At 64.5% G+C, this 911-nt stretch carries 1 protein-coding gene; it reads right to left on the bottom strand.

From position 1 onward, the window contains the following. Window positions 1–255: 255 nt before the first annotated feature. A partial coding sequence (locus tag IE185_RS32845; RefSeq protein WP_189716579.1) for an IS4 family transposase occupies window positions 256–911 on the bottom strand: 656 nt, incomplete at its 5' end.

The raw sequence follows: 911 nt of genomic DNA, 5'->3' as shown, positions 1-911 counted from the left end.
ACACCAGACACGCCAAGATCATCTCACCCCTGACCAGCAGTTACGGGACAAGTCTTAGGGCCAATACCGGTGATTTAGGCAGTTTTCTGGCGTCTGCTGGTTGGTTTGGTGGGTGGGACCAGTGTGACGGTGGGAGTTGGTGGTCGGGGAGGGTTGCGGTGGTGGGTGTGTTTGAGGTGCCAGTTGGCCATCTTGCGTTTGATGACGCGGGGGTTGGAGCGTTGTCTGCGGGGTGGCAGGAGGCGTTCCAGCAGCTCACGGGTGGTGTGGGTCAGGGCCTGCCGGAGTCGTGAGGGGGGAAAGTGCCGCCTGGTCGGTGACGTGGCGGCGGGCGATGCGAAGAGTGCGAGTGAAGGACAGCCGGTCGGGGTCCAGGCCGGCTTGGTGAGCCGTTGCGTGCATGACGTCCCGAAGTGCGTGGTGGACGAGAAGAAAGCCGTAGATTTCCTGCTCAACGCCGTCGGGGTATTGCGAGCGGAGGACGAGACGGTGTCCGCCCTGGTGGGTTTTGATCTCGTCCAGGGTGTTCTCGATCTCCCACCGCTGGTGGTAGAGGACCGCCAGGTCGGTGGCGGAGGCCTCCTTCGGGTCGCAGATGGTCGTGATCAGCCTGTAGACCGTGTCGTCGCCCTCGCGGCCGAGGGTGTACTCGATGACCCTCACCCGGGCCGGATCACGACGGGCGCGGTCGTCGGTGGCCGCGATCTCGGACAGATAGGAGCCGTCGTCGAAGGCTTCAAGGACCGGAAGCACGATGTTCTTGCGGACGCGCCACAACAGGTCCGCTCCCGTACCCGAGGCGGCCTGCCACAGCTCGAATCCGGTGATACCGCGGTCGGCCATCAGCAGCATTCCCGGCTCGAGCCGGCCAAGCAGGCCGGGAATCAGCTGCTGTTCGTGCACCGAGAGCG

Origin of the sequence: Streptomyces chryseus, from assembly GCF_014650755.1 — a bacterium.
GTDB classification, from domain to species: domain Bacteria; phylum Actinomycetota; class Actinomycetes; order Streptomycetales; family Streptomycetaceae; genus Streptomyces; species Streptomyces chryseus.
Note: the sequence above shows the minus strand (reverse complement) of the source record. Positions and strands in the feature narration are given on the sequence as shown.